Below are 17,197 nucleotides of genomic sequence, written 5' to 3'. Positions count from 1 at the left end.
ACCGTGAGTACATCGCCTGCCTGACCATTGGCCAGTGTGACGGTGGCACCTTTCAGGACGCTAGCACCAGTCCCAGTAATGCTGATGTCGGTATCGGCAATGGCGACTGAGCTGCCATTCTCGGTGAAGGTGCCGGTAAAGCCGGTGCCTGCACCACTGCTATCCAGATCCAGCGTAATCGTGCCGGCTGTCGGGGTTACTGACAGGGTCGCAGTCGACTGGTCGCCATCCTGATCCTGCATCACATACGTGAAGGTGTCGGTACTAGAAACAGATGGTGCTGTGTAACTGATAGACGACAGCACATAGCCCTGCGCATTGCCGCTTTCGTTAGAAAACGCGATATAGGCAATCGCAGTATTTGCCGTCACAGTCAGCGGCATGATGGTACCGTTGCTAACACTGCTGGAGAAAGTACCAGACGTAATCAGTACGCCATCGGTATCATAGGCTCTCCAGATATAAGCACTGGCCTGGTTTGCATTGTACTGGGCAATGGCCATCGTCACTGTGTTGGTGGTTTCATGCAGATGGATCACCAAGGTTTCATTCGGATCAATTGCTGCTGATTGCAATGCACCCACACCAATACCAGGCTTGCTACCATTAACAGAGTCAACCTCACCCGCAGCAGTTGAGGTCAAGGATGACAACACCAGATTACCCGACCCATCTTTCCAGGCAGTCGTCCCGAACCCGTACAGGTCAGACAGAGCCAGCCATTGTGGCAGAGAAGATCCGGATAGGGTTTGCTGGCCATCCTTAGTTGATGTGTACGTGTAATGGCCATCCTCATAGATCTTCAGATTGCCATCTGTTGTTGTAAACGTAATATATTTGCCACCAGCGTCAGACGTGGACGAAGCTGCAAACGTTTTTGTCACGCCATCAGAGGTCACGGAAACCAGTGACTTAGGCACATCCACTGCGACGTCATTGGTCAGTACGTTCCCGGAAACTGATCCCAGCCAGGCCACTTCGTTATAGTCATTGACCGCGGTTGGATTGGTATCCGTAATATCAACACTGACTTTTACCCAGGTAGATTGGCCTGAACCATCGGTTGCCTGGTAGTAGAAACTATCCTGGTCAGAAATCGCATCTGCATGATCACGCACCGGAGCGGTATAGCTGAAGGTACCATCTGCGTTCATTACCACAGTGCCACCCAGCGCAGTCGTAATACTAGAGGAGCCATTGGCAGCTACAGCACCGGTCCCTGCTGCATTACTGGCGATCATGTAGGCATGAATGACCAGATTATCCACATCACTATCGTTAGAAAGCACTGAGCCCAGAATGGTAGTTGCACCCTCAACAGCCGAGTAGTTGTCTGGCAATGCTACAGGCGCATCATTAACCGGCGTCACCGTAATGTTGACGGTATCTACATCTTGCAGGCTGCCGCCAACACCGGTATTGCCATTATCGTTGGTCACCATGGTCAATGTGTCTGTACCGTTGTAATCGTGAGCAGGCATATAGGTCACATTAGCTGCCAGAATCGCATTGATCTCAGCCACAGTCCCTGTCAAGGTGACTGTACCACTACCATTACCGCTGATATTGCTGGCATTACCCGTCACACTCAGTACACCATGCGCTACCGTCAGCGTCACCGTCATACTGCCATTGACAGCATCAACATCACTGATACTCAAACCAGAGATGGCTTTGCTGGTGTCTTCTGGTGTTGTTACAGCATCAGAGACGGCATTGATTGGCGCATCGTTGACCGCAATCACGTTCACGTAGGCATGGGCCACATTACTGTCAGCCGTTCCGTCATTGACGACAACGGTGATATCCCGTTGGGTGGTATCCGGATTTTCAGTGGTATTGCTGAACGTAATCAGTTTGATGGCGGCCTGGTATTCTGCAAGTGTTGCTGCCCCCGTCAAGGTCACTACATTGCCAACCACGTTTGCACTGATGCCCAATGCGGTGAGATCGCCGACCGTCAGAACATCTCCGGGCTTGCTATTGGTCAATGTAATGGTTGCGCTTGCCAATTTGGTGTTATCAACATCTGTAATGCTGATATCACTATCAGAAATCGCAACACCGGTGCCATTCTCCGTGAAGGTGGTGATGAAGTCAGAACCGGTTTGACCACTGCTGTTGTCTCCATCCAGATCAATCACTGGAGCATCATTGGTACCATGGATGGTAATATCCAGCACGGCTGTAGTTTGCGTACCATCACCGTCTGTTAACGTGTAGGTATAGGTGTCGTGCAGCGTCTGACCATCATTCAGCTTGTTCACGTCTGAATTGCTGTTATCCAGCGTGTACGTGTAAGAACCATCTGCATTCAGCGTCAAGGTACCATAGCTCAAAGCATGGTCCGTCACCGCTGTGACTGGGTTGGCGTTTGTATCTGCACCCACGGTATCAGCACCTGAACCTGTTAGTACATTTCCACTCACGGTATTAGGAATTGCATTTTCCGTAATGCTGTTGCTGTCATCCACTGCCGTTGGGCCAGTATCTGTAATCGCAATGTCCAACGTGTCACTTTGACTGATCGCATTATCATCTGTCAGCGTAATGCTGATACTGTCGATAATCGGTAATCCATCTGTATGGTGCAACACGTTTGGATCATAAGTGTAACTCACCACACCGGTAGACTCGTCAAATCCGGTCAGAATCAGCGTCCCATCACTGCTACCCGTATTCACGGTAACCGTATGTGTTGAGTCCAGTGCTTGCAGTTGGGCGAGTGTCAGATTTGTGTTACCAATCTGGATATCATGAATACCTGCTTCTGCACTGATAGTAAAAGTACCTGCTGTCGCACCTGCGGTTTCTGGCAAGGTTGTATCAGTCGTGTTTAGATCACCATCCGTATCCGGAATGATAATGCTTGGCGGTGTATCAGTATGGCCGACAATAGTGATATCCAAAACTGCCGTCGTGGTAGTTCCGTCACCGTCTGTTAACGTGTAGGTATAGGTGTCGTGCAGCGTCTGACCATCATTCAGCTTGTTCACGTCTGCATTGCTGTTATCCAGCGTGTAGGTGTAAGAGCCATCTGCATTCAGCGTCAAGGTACCATAGCTCAAAGCATGGTCCGTCACCGCTGTGACTGGGTTGGCGTTTGTATCTGCACCCACGGTATCAGCACCAGAACCCGTTAGTACATTTCCACTCACGGTATTTGGCGTTGCATTTTCCGTAATGCTGTTGCTGTCATCCACTGCCGTTGGGCCAGTATCTGTAATCGCAATGTCCAGCGTGTCACTTTGACTGACCGCATTATCATCTGTCAGCGTAATGCTGATACTGTCGATGATAGGTACGCCATCGGTATGGTGCAGTACGTTTGGATCGTAGGTGTAGCTTACCACCCCGGTCGTTTCATCAAAACCAGTCAGAATCAGCGTCCCATCGCTGCTGCCCGTATCCACCGTCACATGGGTTGTATTCAGCGCCTGCAGTTGGGCGAGTGTCAGGTTGGTGTTACCGATCTGGATATCATGAATACCCGCTTCTGCCGTGATGGTAAAGTAACCGGCTGTCGCGGCTGCAGTTTCTGGCAGAGTGGTATCAGACCCTTCAATTGCACCCTCCGTCACAGGAATTTCAATGGTGATTCCATCCGTATTCCCATGAATCGTGATATCCAGCACGGCTGTCGTAGTCGTCCCGTCACCGTCTGTCAACGTGTAGGTATAGGTGTCATGCAGTGTTTCACCATCATTCAGCTTGTTGACATCTGCATTGCTGTTATCCAGCGTATAGGTATAAGAGCCATCCGCATGCAGTGTTAGCGTGCCATAGGTCAGGGCCAAATCCGTCACCGGTGTCACAGGCGTTGCATTGGTATCTGCACCCACCGTATCAGCGCCAGAGCCCGTCAGTACATTACCTTCGACTGTATTAGGGATCGCATCTTCAGTAATGCTGTTGCTGTCATCCACGGCCACCGGACCGGTATCGGTAATGGCAATGTCGAGCGTATCGCTGCGGCTCACCGCAGTGTCGTCCGTCACCGTGATACTGATACTGTCGATGATAGGAGTGCCATCGGTATGGTGTAGTACGTTTGGATCATAGGTGTAGCTCACCACTCCGGTCGTTTCATCAAAACCGGTCAGAATCAGCGTCCCATCGCTGCTGCCCGTATCCACCGTCACATGGGTTGTATTCAGCGCCTGCAGTTGGGCAAGCGTCAGATTGGTGTTACCAATTTGCAGGTCGTGGATACCGGCATCTGCCGTGATGGTAAAGTAGCCGGCTGTCGCTGCTGCAGTCTCAGGTAGCGTGGTATCAGACCCTTCAATTGCACCTTCCGTCACAGGGATAGTGATGGTCGGAGGAGCATCAGTATGACCATTGATGGTAATGTCCAACACGGCTGTTGCAGTGCTGCCATTCCCGTCTGTTAAGGTGTAGGTATAAGTGTCATGCAGCGTTTCTTCAGTATTCAGTTTATTTACATTTGGATTGCTGTTATCCAGTGTATAAGTATAGGTACCATCTGAATGAAGTGTTAACCAGCCATATTGCAAATAAATAGTGCCATTTGTTGGCGTAATAGGGGTTGGGTTTACATCAGCCCCCACCGTATCATTGGTCAGTACATTCCCTGAAACAGTTGTCGTTTCAGAATCTTCTGTGACGGTATTCGTATCATCCACAGCAACAGGTACACTCTCAACGGGAGCAGGTACTGCAAGTACAGTACCGGGAATTGTTTCAAAGTGTGTATTGTCGGCAGGGCCTGCAAACCCAAAGCCCAAAGGAGAAGTACCTTCCACAATACGCAGCAAGCGCACAAAGCTGTGCCCTTCTGTCGCATCGGTACCGGCATTCAGACCAGCCGCGGTTGGATCGAGATTCGCCGTCAGATCCTGACCTTGGGCCAAGGCTTGTGCCACGTTGACATCGCCCTGATTTAGCTGCGCAATTGCAGCTTCAGTATTGTCTGTTGCTTGTGTGCCGAAGATGTCGGCATCGATAAGGAGTTCTTTATTGGCAGCCAGGGTAATCGGGTTACCCCCATCCGGGGCGGCTAGTTCAACCAGACCATCAGCCCCTGTAATCAGTTTCTCGCCAACCGTCAGGACTTCTCCCGGCTGAGCGGCGTGTTCAAGACCATTTTCGTCGCGGACGATGACGCGTCCTTTGACAGAAGAGATCACCATTGTAGATTTTACTGAACTTACAGAATCGCTCATGATTGCGTCCCCCAGTTAAGCTCTAAATCATCAAACAAGTACTCCGGCTCTTTCCAACATAAAAAAACGTCTTATGCATCAATGTACGCCCATGTAAAAACGCCGCCTATTGTACCGATGTACAATAGGCGGCGTTTTGTCAACCAATTTTTTTATAAAAACAGGGACGTCATGCTTTTTTGTTGCATTTATCCCGTCAGGCCATTCACTTTCAAGGCAAGTTGCAAGCGGTCTGAAACCCCCATTTTCTCGAAAATGGTAGAGATATGTGCCTTGACAGTTCGTTCAGTAATATCCAGTGCACGGGCAATTTCTTTATTGGATTGCCCTTTGGCAGTTAATGTTGCCACTTGCCGCTCACGCTCTGTCAGGCTATCCAGCGCATGTTCATTGGTTTGACCAGACAACTGATGAACACCTTTTAAAAGTCGCATCATCAAATTCCGGCCTACCCAGATTTCGCCACTGGAAACCACATTGACAACCTGTTGCAGCATTTCCGGGTCGCAATACGCATGCACATACCCGACTGCCCCGGCCTGCAGCATCTGCAGACCCTCCTCGTCCTCTGGCGCCATGCTGCAAATCACCAACAGCAAACGGTCTTTGTGGGCCCAGAGCGCAGAATCTTCAGCAATGATACCGGGTACCGTTGCGTCTACAAGCACAATGGCCTTGTCTACGGCACGGGCAAAATTCAGATCCGCAGGCAACACTTTGGCATCCGGATACGCCAATGCCCAACGATCCAGTAACGCCTTATCCGTGCTTGCAAAATACAATATGTTTGGAGTCATCATCTTTCCGTCAATGCATTGGCCTTTGCCCGCAAGACAGGCTTGAGCAAGTACGAAAGAACAGTTTTCTTGCCGGTACGTATATCCACTTCGGCCACCATACCCGGAATAATCGGGAGATGCTTATCGCCAATGGAAGACTGTTTGGTTCTCACCCGGATAATGTAAAAAGAGTTACCTTTATCATCCGTTACAGAGTCAACACCGATCTGTTCAAGTGTTGCCTCCAGGCCACCATAGGTAGAGAAGTCATAAGCGGTAAATTTGACCAGCGCAGACTGTCCCGGGCGCAAAAAGGCAATATCCCTTGGGGCGATCTTGGCTTCCAGCAGCAAGGCATCTTCACTCGGCACGATTTCCACCACTTCTTTGCCTGGCTGCACCACACCACCCACGGTGGTAATCAGCAAACGCTTTACCATACCATTGACCGGTGAACGGATTTCGGTCTGTTTTACCCTGTCAGCCAACCCCGTACTACCAGCAGACAAACTGTTTAACTTGGCCATGGTTTCAGAGAGCTCGCCCCGCACCTGATTCCTGAAAGTCAGGTCCACTTCCTGAATTTTGCGGCTAGCCTCTGCAATGGCCGATTCCAGACGCGGAATCTGGGCACTGGCCGTGTCCCGATCACCCTTGCTTCTGGATACATCCCGTTCAAGTCTCAATAATTCGACGTCAGACACTGCGCCACTTTGCACCAGCGGTTTAGTGACAGACAGTTCCTTGGCCGTCAAGTCGTAACTTTGCGACGCTTGTTCCCTGCGCCCTTTGACCTCGATCAATTCTTGAGTACGTTGTGCCAGTTGCTGTTTTGCAATGGCAATGTTGGTTTCAAGTCCTTGCAGGCTGGAGTCATACAGACTCTTTTCCTGTTCAGCAATCTGCGGCATGTCTTTGACAACCTCTGGAGGAGGTACAAAGGGCTTGTTTTCAGACAGCGCCTGCAGGCGTGCGGCCCTTGCCAGCAGGGAGTAATACTGGGCCCGATTCTCATTGAGAGAAGACACAAAGCGGGTCGGATCAATTTTAAGCAGCAGTTGCCCTTTCTTGACGGCCTGCCCTTCTTTGACCGCAATATAGGAAATACTGCCACCATCCTGGCTTTGCATGATCTGGAGTTCGGAAGAAGGCACAACTTTACCTTCGCCGCGCGTAATTTCATCAATCGGCGCCAATGCTGCCCACGTCAGTAACCCGCCAATGGCAATCGCCATGGTCCAGATGACCATGCGGATCTTGCGTGAATCCTTTTCGACAATGGCCCAGTCACCATCACCAAACAGCTCGTCGTCTGATACATCATGCTTGGAAAACATGGCATCCAGATAACTATCGAAACCGGACGAGCTCTTGTGGTGGAAATGCCCCCACATGCGGGCCATAAAACCTTTTTTCTTTTGTTCGGCTGGTTGCTGTTGCATCATTATCCAGCCCTCCCGACGCGACCTTGCTGCAGTGCTTCAACCACTTGTGCTTTCGGACCATCGGCAACAATCTGGCCGTTATCCATGACAATTAGACGATCCACCAAATCCAGCAAAGCAGTTCTGTGTGTAACAAGCAACATGGTTTTCCCTGACTGTAATACCTGCTTCAAGCGACCTTTCAGACGTTCTTCACTGGTATGATCCATCCCGTTGGTAGGCTCATCCAGAATCAGCATGGGCGGGTCATTCAGGAAAGCGCGAGCCACCGCGACTGACTGCCGTTGACCGCCCGACAAAGATTCACCGCGTTCACCAATCGTCATGTCAAAGCCTGCTGGATGCGCATGGGCAAACTCTGATACACCAGCCAGTTCTGCTGCCATCAGGATCTGGCTATCTTCGGCAAATGGTGCGCCAACGGCAATGTTGTCACGCAAAGACCCAAAGAACAGGGTGACATCTTGCGGTACATAGCCAACGGAACGACGCAACTCAGCCGGGTCGATCTGCCGAACATCGACACCATCCAGCATCACAGCGCCATCTGTTGCCTGATAGAGCCCCAGAATCAGGCGTTCGATTGTGGTTTTACCAGAGCCGATGCGCCCGATGATGGCCACACGCTCACCTGCATGAATCTTGAAAGACACACGCTTTAATGCGGCATTCTCACGCCCAGGGTAACAAAACGTGACATCCTTGAATTCAATTTCACCTCTGAAATGCCCGCGGTGCAGGAAAGAAGCATCTTCCGGACGTTCGACAGGCAGATTCATATACGTCTCTACCGATGCCAGTGAGGTCTTGGCTGTATGGTATTGCATCAACAAACCGGCCAGCTGCCCTAGCGGCGCCATGGCACGGCCCGAAATCATCGTTGCGGCAATCAGGCCACCTTGCGTCAATTGACCATCAATAATCAGATACACCCCGGTCAGAATCACGGCAATGTTGACCAGCTGCATGATGAAGGATGCAAAGTTCACGGTTGTGTTAGACATCAGTTTCAAGCGACTGCCGATCTGGGACAAGAACACAGACGTTCTTTCCCAACGGCGCTGGATATCCGACTCGGCACCAAGTGCTTTCACCGTTTCAATCCCCACCAGGCTTTCTACCAGCGTTGCGTTCCGCTGCGCAGAAGAACGCTGGCTGATTTCGGTCAGCTCCTGCATTTTGGATTGGGCAATCCATCCGAATACAGCCACCAGCACAATGCCGACGACTGCCGGCAAAATCAGCCATGGGTTCAGCCACACCAAAACAAGCAGGAACAAAACGGTAAACGGCAAATCCACCAGTGTCGCCATGGAGGCCGATGCGATAAAGTCACGCACAGACTCGAACGAACGCAGGTTAGCAGCAAAAGACCCCGCTGAAGGCGGCCTGTGCTCCATGCGAATACCCAGCACACGCTCCATGATCAGTGATGACAGTTTGACATCCACACGTTTGCTGGCCAGATCCAATACATAGCCCCGTACGGTACGCATGGCAAAATCAAAGACCAGGACCAGACTGGCGCCAATCGCGAGCACCCACAGCGTATCTACGGCATGATTGGGCACGACACGGTCATAGACATTCATGGAAAACAAAGGGAATGCCAAGGCAAATGTATTGATCAGAATCGCAGCAACCAGTGCATCCCGGTAAAAATGCATGGAGTCATACATGGCACCCCAAAACCAGTGACGGGACTTCAGATACCCTAATTGGGGAGCGCGCGCATCAAACTTGAACTTGGGCCGCACAAAGATAACCCGACCCGTATAACGGGCCGTCAGCGCTTCTTCAGAAACCTTATCAACACTTTCCGGCACCTCTGGCCAACGGACCTGAAAAGAACCATCCGGATTGCGACCCAACAGCAGGCACGCCTGGTGGTCTTCCAGCAACAAAATGGCAGGCAAGAGATATTCGGAAATATCCGCCAGATCGCGGCGGACCACGCGAGCGGTCAGATTGGCCCGTGCAGCAGCACGTGCCATTAAAGATGGTGTAAGTTTATTATTGACGAGAGGCAACCCGGCCGAGAGAGACTCTTTCGAAATAGACTGACCATGAATACGGGAAAGTTCTACAAGACAATCCAGCAGCGGATCAAAATGAGTCTGGTGTGCGTCAATATTCCAGTCAGGCATAGCTTATCCCTGGTTAATATTTTTATAAGATTAGTTAAGCCACTATAGCAAAAAAAGTTAACAAGCCTAATAGTATGTGTGATGAATCCTGCTTAAAATCAGGCAGCATGTATTCTAATGGCAATCAGATCAACCACTCTGTCAACAATCGTAAAATCATGCGATAAGTTGAATGGAAATACATGGGCTATATACGTCTCTTTGGGGGAACAATGACTTCCCCGCATTTAATAGATCAGTCCGGCATGCCGGCTAGAACCATTACAGAGTGGGTAAGGGAATATACCCTGCCCCTCTACTGGCGTTGCGGACATGGGACATGCGGGGCCTGCGCCGTTCACATCCGCTATCCGGAAGAGCAAGAAGAGAGATGGGTGACGCTCTCTGGAAAAGAAAAGAATGTGTTGTTAAGGCATAAACTGATCACACCGGAAGCACATGCATTAACCACCATTAAACAGACACCAGCTATCTGGCGTCTTGCATGTCATGTCCTGGTAGCACCGGAGGATAAGATAGAAGTTATCTGGTAAGAGACCAGTTGCAATTGTTCAACCTCGTGAAGCCTGCGTTGACATTGAAAATGTCATCGATATCCTTATTCAGGATACGATCAAATGTACCACCCAAGAATTATTCTGCAATTTCAATTTGCTGACCATCAAAAGCAAACATCATGCTATCAGGCAATGATTTGCCAGCTTCGACAACATCCACTTCATGGGTCATATGCATAAAGCAGGTTTGTCTGGCGCCAATCCGGGTAGCCAGCACGATAGCCTGATCCAGGCTCAGGTGCGTATAGTGCGGCAGATAGCGCAAACAATCCAGAAACAGCACATCCAGACCTTCCAGCAAAGCAAAGCTGCTCTCTGGAATCTCGGAAACATCGGTCAACCAGGCCACATTGCCCACCCGATAACCGAAAATTGGCCATTGCCCGTGCAGCAGCGGGATAGGTATCACATTGACATTACCCACCATGAACGGTTCATCCACAACATGCGCACTTAATACGGGGCGCTCCCAATGCGTTGTCGGCGGCAACAGCGTGTAACCAAACCGCTCTTCGATATTGTGGATCGTAAACTGGTTGCCAAAAACGGGGATCGCTTTCTTGTGCCGAAAGCAAAACGCACGCAAATCATCAATCCCGTTCAAATGGTCTGCATGCGGGTGCGTATACAGCACGGCAGATACTTCGTGCAATTTCTCGCGCAGGGCTTGCTGACGTAAATCCGGCCCGGTATCAATCAACAGGCCAACATCACCAGCCATAATGTAACAGCTAGCGCGGGTGCGGCAATTTAACGGATGAGCCTCTGTACATACCTTGCAATGACATCCGATGACCGGCGTACCTGCAGAAGAGCCAGCACCCAGAACGATGACCTTCATGCTGGCACCGTCTCGCTGACGGAAGCCGCGGCAAACAGACGGAAAAAATTCTCTGTGGTTGCCCGGGCAACCTCATCGAGCGTGATTTGCCTGAGATTGGCAATTTCTTCCGCAACATGCATCACCAGCGCCGGATGATTCATTTTCCCGCGGAAAGGCACGGGCGCCAGATAAGGCGCATCGGTCTCGATCAACAAGCGGTCCAGTGGTACGTACTTGGCGACTTCTTTCAGATCCTGAGCACTTTTAAATGTCACGATACCAGACATGGAAATATAAAACCCCATATCCAGAGCAGCTTTGGCGACCTCTTTGCTTTCGGTAAAGCAATGCATCACACCGGTTGCATCACGGGCGGATTCTTCCTGCATGATAGACAGTGTATCTTCAGCCGAGGAACGGGTATGAATGATCAAAGGCTTGCCAACCTGCCGGGCTGCCCGGATATGCACCCGGAACCGCTCGCGCTGCCAGCTCAGGTCGCCTTCCAGGCGGTAATAGTCCAGCCCGGTTTCGCCGATGGCGATCACCTTCTCATGGGCAGACAACTCGCATAATTCTTCAACTGAAAACTCGGGTTCATTTTCATGATCCGGGTGCATACCGACAGATGCAAAGAATTGCGGGTGCTGTTCTGCCAGTTTTAGAATGCCAGGAATCCCTGCCCGATCCACTGCCACAATCAATGCATGGGATACGTTGTTCTTGGCCATTGCGGCAAGATGCTGATCCAGCTGGCTAACCAGATCCGGAAAATTCAGATGACAGTGCGAATCGATAAACATAAATGACTTTTAACTAAAATTAAACCCGGCTTTCGCCAGCCAGGCTTCGTATGAGCGTGCATACGGTTACATCGTATGGGTAGAGCGATTCGCCTGGAGGTGCCCACCCAGGATACCTTCGATTTTATTCTTGGCGGCTACGCCAAACTCGTTATTACTGAACTGGACACCAATCCCCTGAGACCGGCTACCCTGTGCCCCTGGCGGTGTAATCCAAACCACCTTGCCCGTTACCGTGTATTTGGTTGGCTCGTCGAGCAACGTCAGCAGCAAGAAAACTTCGTCACCCAAATTGTAAGGCTTTGGCGTTGGCACAAATAACCCGCCACCCTGAATAAATGGCATATAAGCGGCGTACAGGCTGGCTTTTTCTTTAATGGTCAAAGACATGACGCCAGGTCTTGTGACTGGCGCAGGTTTGGAAACCTCACTCATACGTACTCCATCCTATCTTTCAAGAACTCACTGGCACAGCACGTTTCTGCCATAACCCGCGATACGAAAACAACCAGTTTTCCAGCATCAATTTCTGATTCAATGGATGACTTAACAGACGTTTGTCTTGTTGCAAAGCAGTCATGCACTCCATTAATGCCACACTATCGGTACGGCCAGCAAGATTTTGCAAGGCGTCCGACTTATCCGGGTAATACTTGATTTGCCCACCCACACTTAACCTGAGCAAATCATACAGCCATTTACCCAACCAGTCATGCAATGTAGACAAAGGCAGTTTGCTCCAGTCTTGCGCTACCTGAACCGGATCTTTACGCGGCGCGGAGAACCATTCCAGCACCGTTGGCAAGCTGGCCAGAACTTCATCATTAGCATACTGAGCCGTCAGCAAAGGCATGCCACCCGACAAATCCAGCAGCATCTCGTGTCCGGACAATCGCTGATCCGCCAGCCATGCCAGTGCCTCGCCTCTGGCCGGGGCTGGCAAGCTGATTTTCTGGCAACGGCTCCGGATGGTAGGCAATACACGCCCCAACTGCTGGCATACCAGAATAAAAATCACACCAGCCGGTGGTTCTTCCAGTGTCTTTAATAGTGCATTGGCTGCTGCCTGATTCAGTTTCTCGGCAGAAGGAATCAGAACGACCTTTACACCACTTCTGTGCGACGTCAGCTGAACAAAATCCGTCAGATCCCGTATCGCCTCAATACCAATCCATAAGCCCGAACGCTTGGCTGGCTCTGCATCTTCTGAAGGCATGTCGGCTGGCGGCAGGATACGACGAAAGTCAGGATGGTTACCTTGCGAGAGCCAATTACATGCCTGGCAATGGCCGCATGCACCGTTTGTTGAATGTGGTGCTTCACACAGCAGACTGGCTGCCAGCGCTTCGGAAAAATGGGCTTTCCCGATACCCGTCATGCCATGGAGCAGAATGGCATGCGGTAGCTGCTGACGCCGACTCTGCAATTGCTGCCAGATGGTTTGGTGCCATGGCAACGGCTGCACCATTGGCACACCCTCAGCTTGCATGAGCTTCACCCTGGATGTAAGACATAATTACCTCGGCAAGCTCCAGTTGAATCTCATCGATTGCCCGGTTGGCATTAATGATGCGAAAACGCAGTGGATCGGCAACCGCGCGATCCAGATAGGCTTGTCTGACACGCTGGAAGAACGCCAGATCCAGCTGTTCGAAACGATCCGGAGACCTGGCGCCACGCACGCGCTCAAAGCTCACCTCTGCCGGCACGTCAAACAACAAGGTCAGATCAGGCTGAATATCGCTATGAACCCAGTGTTCCAGCATGGCCAGCTTTTCAACTGGCAATCCTCTGCCACCACCCTGATAAGCATAACTTGCATCGGTAAAGCGGTCGCAGACCACCCACTGACCGGCATTCAGGGCAGGGATAATGCATGATTGCAGATGCTGCTGACGGGAAGCAAACATCAACAAGGCTTCGGTTTCTATGCTCATGGCCTCATGCAGCAACAGCTCTCTTAACGCCTCCCCTAATGGCGTACCACCAGGTTCACGCGTGACGCACAATGGCACATGACGTGACTTGAGATACTCCACCAGCCAGGCGAGATGCGTTGTCTTGCCGGCACCATCTACCCCCTCAAGGGTGATGAAACGTCCGGTTGTGGCCAAGGCTTGTACAGAAGACATCGGGTTATCCATGAAAACACATTACCAGTAATTAGCATAAAACAAACAAGCCCCTAGCGGGGCTTGTCTTGATGGGTCTTGAAAACGGCATTCTAGAAAAACAAAGAATCAGACACCAATTTGTTCTACCCAGGTCAACGCACTCATCTGGGCTTTATTGAGCATTTCAGGTGTAATCTGCAACTGTTCAGCCAAGGACTCAAGCTCATTCAGTTCCGGATTCTCACAGGCAATGGCCAGTTTCAGGAAAGGACCATACATGCCCTGCTGGGTAAGTAACGCGTCACAGACGGTTTCGGGCAACAACAGGTTTTCCAGAACCTTTTCCATTGGCATTTCCAGCATGACATCCAGCAAGGAGAATACCCCGACAATAAACAGGTTGTCACGATCTGAACCATCAAGGAAATGCTGACCAATCAGCTCCACAAAACGGCCACGGGTAATGGCAAGTTTCATCAGTGCTGATGCACCTGGGGTTTCTGCAGCCGCAGTTACCAGCAACAGTGTCAACCAGCGATACAGCTTCTGGTACCCCAGAATGGTAACCGCATGACGGAAAGACTGGATCTCACATGAAAGGCCAAAGCCTGCCGAGTTGATGTACCGCAGCAATTTGAAAGACAGGGCCACGTCACGCTTCAAGGCTTCTTCAATTTGCTTGATTTCTGCATTATTGCGAAGCATGTTCAGCAGCGACAGGATGTTGGCGTATGCAGGGTTAATGACCTTGGCAGCCAATGTCTCAGGGCGTGCAAAATAGTAACCCTGGAAGGCATCAAAACCCGCATCGTGCAGAACACGAAACTCTTCTTTGGTTTCTACTTTCTCGGCAACCTGCAGAGCCGGGTAACGACGCAATTGCTTGGACAACGCCAACGCACGCTCCATACCCAGTTCACGGATATCAATCTTGACGTAGTTGGCTATTTCCAGAAACGGTGCGGTTTGCGGAGTCAGCACAAAGTCGTCTAGTGCAATCGAAAACCCTTGGGCGCGCAACTCTCTGGCTCGCTCGATCAAAGCCGGGGTAGCATTGACAGACTCAACGATTTCGAGCACCGCTTTTTGTGGCTGCAACAGTTCCAGAAAATTACTCTGAAGCATGGCTTGTGCCACGTTGATGAATGCGAGCTTGTCCCCAACCAGCCATTCGGCACCCATATTGGACAACGTGTTCACCAACACATTGGTACCGGCTTGCAAGTCGCTAGAAAACTCGGCTGTAGATGCAGATTCATTCAAACGAAACAGCAACTCATAGCCCATCAACTTCTGATGGCGATCCAGAATTGGCTGACGCCCGATAAACGCACTATCACTATTGGTTGCAGTATTCATATTGACTTAACAGGTTAATGGCATGGCAGGCAGATATCATCTGCCATTTGCCACAAAAAAACATCGTTTACGCAAAATCAAATAATGGCGAGGCCTGATCAGTTCCCAATGCGGCCAACAGGTCTTCCATATCCAGCACCAGAACCACAGAGCCGTCACCTGATAGTGTAGCACCAGCGATGCCCTTTGGCTTGATGTTCTGCAATGGTTTGATCACGACATCATCACGCCCCACAAAGGTATCAATGGCCAACACAAATGAGCTTTCTGCCGATTGCATCAAGACACCAAATGATGGCGGCTTGTTATCATGCCAGCCAATGAGGCTTGCAAGAGAACGTACAGACAAGATTTCATCCCTGACCACCATGGTGGCCTTACCGGACACTTGCTGGATATCGTTCTTGGACAGAGGAATAATTTCACGAACCATCGCCAATGGCACAGCAAATGGCTGGTCGCACACTTTGACAACCAGCACCGGCAAGATCGCCAGGGTCAGTGGCAGACTGATCGTGAAACGGCTACCTTCACCCGGAATGGACTGGATATCAATCCGGCCATTCATTTTCTGGATGTTGGTTTTCACCACATCCATGCCTACGCCACGGCCGGATACGCTGGAAATCTGGTCTTTGGTAGAGAAGCCCGGCAAGAAGATCAGCTGGAGACTTTGCTTGTCATCCAGATTGTTTGCGTCTTCAACTTTGAGCAAACCTTTTTCGATGGCCTTTTGACGGATCATCTCAGGCTTCATGCCTTTACCGTCATCGGTAATCTCGATCAGGATATGGTCACCCACCTGGGTGGCAGCCAGCTGTACCAGACTTTTCTCTGACTTGCCAATGGCGAGACGCTCTTCCTTGGTCTCGATACCATGGTCAACCGCGTTACGAACCAGGTGGACCAGCGGATCATTCAGATCCTCGATCATGGTCTTGTCAAGTTCGGTTTCTTCACCGGTGATGACCAGTTCGACATCCTTACCCAGTTGACGGGCAAGATCTCGGGCCAACCGCGGATATTTCTGGAACAGGCGTCCAATTGGCTGCATACGGGTTTTCATCACCGCATTCTGCAAATCAGACACCAGCAAATCCAGCTGACCAATTGCTTCGTCAAGCGCTCTCAGGGTATGCGCATCACTGCGGCCCTGAAGAATATCCGTACGCAGCGTGGTCAGACGGTTTTTCGTCAATCCGATCTCGCCAGACAGGTTAAGCACCTGATCAAGACGATTGGTATCAATACGAATCGTGGTTTCTTGCGTTGTCAGTTGCTGGGCAATTTGCTGCCCGCTATTCATGGAGGAGACGCCAGTATTGGCAAAAGCACCTGACGAAGGCGCCAGTGCAACGGGCTCAGACGCTTTTACTGGAGCAACCTCCAATGCTGCCTTGGCCTGCACAGTTTCGGTCTTGGCTGGCGCAGCAGGTTCTGTACCCAGTAAGCCATGATAGAGTTTGTTCCAGTCCGGCTCCCCGTCTACAGCGGCAGGCGGTGTGGATACCTGTTCAGCCTTAACTTCTTCTTTTGCAGGTGCTGCTGGCGCAGCAGGTGCAGGGTTAGCATCAAGGCGGCCTTCCAGAACGGCATCAAGGCTATCTAGCAAGGCTTGGGGTGCTGAATGAGGCTGCCGCTTTTGCGCCAGCTCACCAAACATTTCCCTCACGACCCCGGTTGAAGCAAGAATATAGTCCAGCAGGCCTGCGCTGAGCTTCATTTCGCCGTTACGCAGCTTGTCAAACAGGTTTTCTGTCCGGTGGCAGAGTGTCACCAGCGCATCTACATTCAAAAACCCTGCCCCACCTTTAATGGTATGAAAGCCCCGGAAAATATCATTTAGCAAGGTTTTGTCATCAGGACGTTTTTCTAGCTCGACCAGTTTATTGTCGACGTCGGATAACATGTCAGAGGATTCTGTCAGGAAATCCTGAAGCAGTTCTTCCATTCCGCCAAATTCACTCATGGTGTGTTCCTCGCT

Annotated in this window: 12 protein-coding genes; 1 reads left to right on the top strand and 11 read right to left on the bottom strand. The window is 50.8% G+C overall.

Features of this window, described 5'->3' with window-relative positions:
* The 4 genes from F552_RS0102160 to F552_RS0102145 form a co-directional block, all read right to left on the bottom strand.
* Positions 1 to 5,153 (bottom strand): retention module-containing protein (locus F552_RS0102160; protein ID WP_018150070.1); only part of this gene is annotated, 5,153 nt, incomplete at its 3' end.
* A gap of 221 nt (positions 5,154 to 5,374) precedes the next feature.
* Positions 5,375 to 5,983 carry a response regulator transcription factor gene (locus F552_RS0102155; protein ID WP_018150069.1) on the bottom strand — a complete coding sequence of 203 codons (609 nt, stop codon included), beginning with the start codon at positions 5,981 to 5,983 and terminating at the stop codon, positions 5,375 to 5,377.
* On the bottom strand, positions 5,983 to 7,410 hold the full coding sequence (locus F552_RS0102150) for an HlyD family type I secretion periplasmic adaptor subunit (RefSeq protein ID WP_018150068.1): 1,428 nt from the start codon (positions 7,408 to 7,410) through the stop codon (positions 5,983 to 5,985). The genes F552_RS0102155 and F552_RS0102150 overlap by 1 nt, the downstream gene beginning before the upstream one ends.
* Positions 7,410 to 9,557 (bottom strand): type I secretion system permease/ATPase, encoded by a 2,148-nt coding sequence (locus F552_RS0102145; RefSeq protein ID WP_026182317.1) that lies wholly within the window; start codon positions 9,555 to 9,557, stop codon positions 7,410 to 7,412. The genes F552_RS0102150 and F552_RS0102145 overlap by 1 nt, the downstream gene beginning before the upstream one ends.
* Before the next feature lie 212 nt (positions 9,558 to 9,769).
* Here F552_RS0102145 and F552_RS18235 point away from each other — a divergent pair, with 212 nt between their 5' ends.
* Complete coding sequence (locus F552_RS18235; protein ID WP_169333555.1) at positions 9,770 to 10,090, top strand: 2Fe-2S iron-sulfur cluster-binding protein; 321 nt, start codon at positions 9,770 to 9,772, stop codon at positions 10,088 to 10,090.
* Between the two features lie 100 nt (positions 10,091 to 10,190).
* Here F552_RS18235 and F552_RS0102135 read toward each other — a convergent pair whose 3' ends face one another.
* The 7 genes from F552_RS0102135 to F552_RS0102105 all read right to left on the bottom strand — a co-directional run bounded on the left by F552_RS0102135 (position 10,191) and on the right by F552_RS0102105 (position 17,182).
* Positions 10,191 to 10,955 (bottom strand): MBL fold metallo-hydrolase, encoded by a 765-nt coding sequence (locus tag F552_RS0102135; protein WP_026182316.1) that lies wholly within the window; start codon positions 10,953 to 10,955, stop codon positions 10,191 to 10,193.
* On the bottom strand, positions 10,952 to 11,740 hold the full coding sequence (locus tag F552_RS0102130) for a TatD family hydrolase (RefSeq protein WP_018150065.1): 789 nt from the start codon (positions 11,738 to 11,740) through the stop codon (positions 10,952 to 10,954). The genes F552_RS0102135 and F552_RS0102130 overlap by 4 nt, the downstream gene beginning before the upstream one ends.
* Positions 11,741 to 11,806: 66 nt before the next feature.
* Positions 11,807 to 12,130, bottom strand: a complete 324-nt coding sequence (locus F552_RS0102125; protein WP_018150064.1) for a PilZ domain-containing protein — start codon at positions 12,128 to 12,130, stop codon at positions 11,807 to 11,809.
* A 64-nt stretch (positions 12,131 to 12,194) separates the two neighbouring features.
* Positions 12,195 to 13,229: a DNA polymerase III subunit delta' gene (gene holB / locus F552_RS0102120; protein WP_018150063.1), complete on the bottom strand. Its 1,035-nt coding sequence runs from the start codon at positions 13,227 to 13,229 to the stop codon at positions 12,195 to 12,197.
* Positions 13,219 to 13,872 (bottom strand): dTMP kinase, encoded by a 654-nt coding sequence (gene tmk, locus F552_RS0102115; RefSeq protein WP_033374471.1) that lies wholly within the window; start codon positions 13,870 to 13,872, stop codon positions 13,219 to 13,221. The genes holB and tmk overlap by 11 nt, the downstream gene beginning before the upstream one ends.
* 108 nt (positions 13,873 to 13,980) lie before the next feature.
* Positions 13,981 to 15,213: an EAL and HDOD domain-containing protein gene (locus F552_RS0102110; protein WP_018150061.1), complete on the bottom strand. Its 1,233-nt coding sequence runs from the start codon at positions 15,211 to 15,213 to the stop codon at positions 13,981 to 13,983.
* Positions 15,214 to 15,280: 67 nt separating this feature from the next.
* On the bottom strand, positions 15,281 to 17,182 hold the full coding sequence (locus F552_RS0102105) for a chemotaxis protein CheA (RefSeq protein WP_018150060.1): 1,902 nt from the start codon (positions 17,180 to 17,182) through the stop codon (positions 15,281 to 15,283).
* Positions 17,183 to 17,197: the final 15 nt, after the last annotated feature.

The organism is Leeia oryzae DSM 17879 (genome assembly GCF_000376945.1).
Lineage (GTDB): Bacteria > Pseudomonadota > Gammaproteobacteria > Burkholderiales > Leeiaceae > Leeia > Leeia oryzae.
This window is presented reverse-complemented; position numbering and strand designations above follow the sequence as displayed.